Genomic DNA, 5,949 nt, shown 5'->3' with positions numbered 1-5,949 from the left:
TATCTTCGTTCGCTTATTAAGCTCCGAAGATACCTAATGAGGGAAACAAAGTTTCCTTTATCCACAACCTTCAACAGTCTCCCAGACTGTTGAAGCTATACGGGGGTGGGAAAACGAACTCTTTTTTAACTAGTCGGAGTTCTTTCCCACTCCCTTCTTTTTAGCTCAATTCTGCAATGATTTCTTTCAATTGGGCTTTCGTATGAACTCCAGCCACTTGTTTGACAACTTGTCCATCCTTTTTAAAGAGAAGAGTTGGGATCGACATGATACCGAATTGACGTGCTGTATTTGGATTTTCATCGACATCCATCTTACAGATTTTCAAATCATCTTCATGTACTTCTTCTGCCAACTGATCCAAGATTGGAGCTTGCATGCGGCATGGACCGCACCAAGTTGCCCAAAAGTCAATCAAGACAAGGCCTTGGCTGGTTTCTTGTTCAAAAGTTGCATCTGTGATTACGTGTGCCATATTTCCTCCTTTTTCAGTAGTGACTACTGATTCTGCATTTCTACTTTTATTTTACACTAAATGATGCCATTTTAGAAATATTTGCTACGGGGACTCCTTAGACATCTTCTCTCTTTTTGCGCCAAAAGATGAGACTAGAAGCTGTAAGGCTGATCACCCCTAAGAGACCCAGAGAATGGTCTTTGCTCCCTGTTTGAGGAAGCGTAGGGTCCGCTTTCTCTCCTCCGACTACAAGAGTTGCAGCTTGAGGATCTTCTGCCAATCCTTGTGAAACAAATTGAGTTCCATAGGATACAGCTAGTGTAAGATGAGATTGCTCTTGTCTTGCTGATCCTGTTTGCATCTGTTCTTCTATTTCAGGAACAGTTTGGTTTGGTTGGACAAAATGTTCTGGACTTGGAAGTATGTATTCCTCCTTATAGTGAACCTCTGCCGCTACTAAAGCACCCCCTCAACTTCTGGCAAGTTCGCATAGTCTGTATCTGTTGCACTTGGTACATAGGCTGCCTTTTGGGCGCGGGTCTTTTCGACAATTGGAATCGCTGCCTGGATAGAATCTGTCTTAAAGGTCACTTCATAGGGATGCTCCACCGTTAAATCAGATGGGTCATAGGTGTTAAAAACTAGGGCTAACTTGTGACCTTTCTTAACTGTATAGAGATTTGGTTGGAGATAAACCGTATAATCGTGGTATTCTCCCACTTTAGGCTCGATGCTATCTCGTGAACTTGCTGAATCGTAGCCAGACTCAGGGTTCGCAAGGTTGATCCAGCCTTTCGCAATCACCTTGTACTTGGTCTTGATGGTTTCGTATTCGGCAACAGATAGGTTGCTTAAATTGCTTCCCATCCAGAAACCGTCTGCTGTTTTATCTTGCTTGACGCTACCATTTCCTACCACGTCAAAGTCCTCATCTGCCACATCTACCAAGAGGGCGTTAATTTGGAAATTCTTTCCTTGACCTTTGGCAAGAGCTGCCTTGAAATGAACGGGGATGTGGCCCTTGATCGTAGTGTCCTCAGTAACATCTGAAACAAAGGTCAGATTGGCCTTAGAGGAGGCTTTGCTGACTGTTTCATTACGGTTAGCGATCTCGACACCCGCAGCCGCATAGTCACTAGAAATGGTTTCTTCTAGACGTTTAGAGCTTGCATTCAAGAAGAGACGTTGACTACTCTTCCAGTTATCATAGCTGGTCCACTTGCTTGGATCATAGTTGTTTTGAGCTAGAACCGCTGGCAAGCTTTCGACGTGATTGTCCACTCCATAGAGGTAATGGGTCAGCCAGGTATTGAGCAGGTCATAAAAGTCCTGACCATTGGCGGTGATGCCGTATCCCCGTGACATAGCCGCTGGGTAGACGTGATCTCCTTGGTGGAGATAGAGCTTGACATCTTGTCCTGCTTTCTTGAGGGCATCGTACATAAGTTCAAAGTGTTTGGTCTTGACATTGTCATCATTCAGGCCATGGACGATCAGGGCGCTGGTCTTGAGATTTTCTGGATGAAGGGTATAATCCCGCTCCTTCCAGACATCACTGTAGTTACGATCATGGGCGTACTGGTCCTTGTTCAATTGGTTGATGTAGTTGGAATAGTTTTGCCAAATACCTGCCCAGTCGTCTTGGTCCAGCATCCGTGTGCTAACGTAGAGGGAGAGCCATGAAAGGTCACTATAAGGTGCATTGCCAAACTGGGTTCCTTGGCTATTGAAATAATCATACCAAGAGGCAATCCCTGCTGCTGGAACGATGGTCTTTAGGCCTTCTACGCCTGTCGCTGCCACACCAAAGGTCGTGGTTCCAGCCCAGGAGAGACCCGTCATAGCAACATTACCCGTTGCCCAGTCTGCCTTGATTTCGACATTGCTGGTCTTGTCGGTGTAAGCCTTGCGTTTGCCATTAACCCATTCGATGATATTCTTGAAGGCATTGATTTCGAGATCAGATCCCGTCGTGTTAAATCCTTCTGATCCCTTGGTACCAAGTCCAGCACTGGAGATAAAGGCATAGCCTCTGACCAAGAAATAGTCGTACCAGTTCAGATCTTCGTAGTCATAAATATACTCGTAGGGACTGTAGTAATACCAATCCGATGCCTTGGCTTTTTTCGCTGCTTCTACTGTTGTTTCACTGCTTACTGGCTGTCTCTTTGCAGGTTGGCTGTGCAGTTTCTTCATATCATAGCTACCGTCTGTTGGAAGGCCCAGACTTTCGAGGGTCACGTAGTTTTCGTCTAGCGTCCCCGCTACGTAAGGACGCGCTTCCAGAATGGTTGCAGCCTTAAAATCCCCTTGCGCTACGGCTTTTGGTAATTGAACAATGGCTTTGACTAAGTCAGGCTTGCCATCTGCATCGGTGTCATAGTCCGTTTCGACATAGACTGGGAAACGTACAATTTGGCTGTCTTCATATTTGTAATCTTCATCTGCTTTTTCTCCCGTCGTATAAGGGAAAATCGGCTGGGCCCGACCATTTAAAAAGAGCGGGCTTTTCTTTTCAGCCCGGTAGGCATCGTAGAGTTTCTTAGCTGTTTCATACATCTTGGCCAATTCTGGCTGACTGACCTTACGGCTTAGATCTTCTGATTTTTCAATCAAGCCTAAACTTTTGGCAAAGCGTTCCCGATCTGCTTGGCTTTGGCCCAATTGGTTTGGATCCGTTGCTGCCCATTGAAGCAAGCCATTAACAGCATCTTGGACCGTCAACTCTTTAGAGGCCTGATCCGCTGCAAGGGTGCTACCTGTGACTTTTGCCAAATCCTGACTTGTTGCTGGAGCTTCTGAAGTAGGAGCAGATTGAGGTGCAGCTTCCCTGTTGGTTGCTGCTGGGACAGTAGGCTCACTTTGTGCTACACTGTCTTCTCTTGCGTGGGCCGCTTGATTGGCAACTGCTGTCCTATCCAGCGATGCCTCATTTGAACTTGCAACTTCTTCACTAGTGGCAGTACTTGTGTCACTTGTTGTCGGTCTTGCTTCAGTAGATGGAGCATGGACCACTTCTGTCGATGGGGCTAGCTCTTTTGTCTGCTCATCTGCTGCTGCTACTTGATGCAAGACCATCGGCGCGATCAATAAACTTGATGCGACAATGGAAACCATTGTTTTTTTTTTCATGTCAATCTCCTCACTTTTTGTAATCAACACTCCTATTATACTATGTAAGCGTTTTTAGATCAAACAGATGTTCATCTGATCCAAAAAAAACCGAGGCATCAGCCTCGATTATCGATCCTTATTTGACGTGTTTCTTAAGATCTTCTTGTGCTTTTTTGTTTGACTCTGCTTGTTCTTTTTGCCATTTTTCAAGGGCTTTGTTGTAGTCAGCAGTTGTCACAGCTTTATCTTGGAGTTTCATTCCTTTGTAGATCACATGGTCTTTTCCTTTACCACCAGTCCATGCAAATGGAGCTGAGAATGGTTCGATACGTGTCAAGAATGGACGTCCAGTTGATGAAGAAGTTGGCATAACAAGGGCACTATCTGTCAACCAAGCTTGCGCTGCCGCATATTTTTCATAGCGTTTGTTGACGTCTTGTGTTTCTGCACCAGCATCTTTGATCATCTTTTCAAAGTCGTACAGACCAACTTTTTTAGCTGCTTCATTGTTTTCACTTGGGTCAAATCCAAGGAAAGTCTTAGTATTTTCACCAGATGAAGCTTTCAAGATATCCATGTAAGTTGATGGGTCTTGGTAGTCAGGGCTCCATCCAACATTATCAGAGAGATCCCAGTCTTCGCCGGCCGCATTTGGCGCAAAGAGGGTCACATTTTGAAGGTCTTCTTTCGAAAGCATTTGGATATCGATGACGATATTTTCTTTACCAAGTGCTTCTTCAACTGATTGTTTGAATGATTGTACCCGTTGAACTCTTGATGGTGTGGTTTGGTCTACAGGCATATCGATGTGAATTGGGAATTTCACACCTTCTGCTTCCAAGGCAGTCTTCGCTTTTGCAAACTCTTCCTTCGCTTTCTTAGCATCGAAGAGACCATTTTGACCATCGTCTAGTTTAGTAGATTTCCACTCATCTCCGTAGGTATCCAATTGAGTTTTCACCATTTCACCAAAGGTCTTGCCATTAGCTTGGACAAATGTTGGTGGAATGTAGAGGTTACGGATGATCTTGCTTGCTCCGTCTTTTCCGTTCAATTGAGCAGCATACGCTTCACGGTTGAAGGCAAAGCTGATCGCTTGACGGAAGTCCTTGTTCAAGAGAGCTTTCTTAGTAGATTGTTTTTCTTCATCGGTCTTCTTAGCTGTGTGTTTGTAAGATTGACGGTCGATGTTGGTACCAATAACATAAGAAGCGGCGTCTTGAGGAGTGTAGGTGATTTCGTCTTTGAATTCTTTGGCTTGCTCTGAGTAACCAGATCCAGTTGGGAAGAGTTTTGCCAAGCTAAGAGCATTTTCACCGAATGATTTGGCCAATTTACTTTGGTCTTGTCCATCGTAGAATTCCAATTTCACATCTGAGATGTAGACCTTGTCTTTATCCCAGTAGTTTTCATTCTTGGTCATTTCGATAGAAGATTTTGAAGTAAAGCTCTTCAAGATGTAAGGACCATTGTAAAGAAGGGAGCTGGTGTCACTTGCTTGAGCGAATTTATCCCCTTTTGATTTCACGAATTTTTCGTTGACAGGGAAAGTGATCCCAAGAGTCAATTTAGAGTTCCAGTAAGATTCTGGTTGGTTCAAAGTGATTTGAAGGGTATGATCATCAACTGCTTTTACTCCTACAGCTGAGAAATCTTTATTTTTACCACTGACGTAGTCATTCAAGCCTTTGATAGAATCTTGGATGATGTAGAGCATTTCTGATTTGTTATCAGCCGCATATTTGATCCCTGTGATGAAATCTTTAGCTGTTACATCCGCATACTCTTCGCCTTCTGAATCATACCATTTAGCATCATCACGAAGTTTATAAGTATAAGTCAAGCCATCTTGCGAAACTGTCCAGTCTTTTGCAAGAGATGGAATCAAGTTACCGTATTTGTCATTTTCAAACAAACCATCAATCAAGTTTCCTGTAATATCGTGGGTTGCTGCTTTACCAGATGTGATATAGTTTAGGTTTTCTGGCTCAGTCTCATAGACATATGAGAATTTTTGACCGTTGCTTGAGCTAGATGATTTAGAACCACCCGAACAAGCGGCTAGGATACCTGCCGAAAGGAGGGCAACTCCCGCAAGTGCAATGACATTTCTTTTTTTCATGTAAAACTCCTTAAGAAATTTTAAGTTTATTTTAAGATTATACCACAATGATTTTCAGAAGAAAAGGAATTTTCAGAAAATTTTAGTTTATGAAAAAACTACTCCGAAAAGTAGTTCCAATTTTTAATCTACTAAGTCGCTCTTGAGGTAGGCATCGACCATGCGCTCTGTTGCGACTACAGAATCCAAGTGAGTCCGCTCATATGAGTGGCTAGATTCGATCCCTGCTCCAAGAAGAGCATGTTTGACTTCTGCT

The 5,949-nt window shown here is 43.7% G+C and carries 2 protein-coding genes and 2 pseudogenes; all 4 read right to left on the bottom strand.

Annotation, left to right across the window (positions count from 1 at the left end):
• Positions 1-160 precede the first annotated feature (160 nt).
• Positions 161-475, bottom strand: coding sequence for a thioredoxin (trxA, locus tag SPADD19_RS02650; RefSeq protein ID WP_003002728.1), 315 nt, complete (start codon positions 473-475; stop codon positions 161-163).
• A 97-nt stretch (positions 476-572) separates the two neighbouring features.
• A pseudogene (locus SPADD19_RS02645) lies at positions 573-3,589 on the bottom strand (CocE/NonD family hydrolase).
• Positions 3,590-3,707: 118 nt separating this feature from the next.
• On the bottom strand, positions 3,708-5,693 hold the full coding sequence (locus SPADD19_RS02640) for a peptide ABC transporter substrate-binding protein (RefSeq protein WP_061455116.1): 1,986 nt from the start codon (positions 5,691-5,693) through the stop codon (positions 3,708-3,710).
• A 123-nt stretch (positions 5,694-5,816) separates the two neighbouring features.
• Positions 5,817-5,949: pseudogene (locus SPADD19_RS12490) on the bottom strand (peptidase M42); the annotation flags it as partial.

Source organism: Streptococcus parasanguinis, assembly GCF_001578955.1.
GTDB lineage: Bacteria > Bacillota > Bacilli > Lactobacillales > Streptococcaceae > Streptococcus > Streptococcus parasanguinis_U.
Note: the sequence above shows the minus strand (reverse complement) of the source record. Positions and strands in the feature narration are given on the sequence as shown.

Bases quoted from the DNA above. Each gene is read 5' to 3' on its own strand.
- trxA (WP_003002728.1), bottom strand. From the start codon at position 475: ATGGCACACGTAATCACAGATGCAACTTTTGAACAAGAAACCAGCCAA.
- SPADD19_RS02640 (WP_061455116.1), bottom strand. From the start codon at position 5,693: ATGAAAAAAAGAAATGTCATTGCACTTGCGGGAGTTGCCCTCCTTTCG.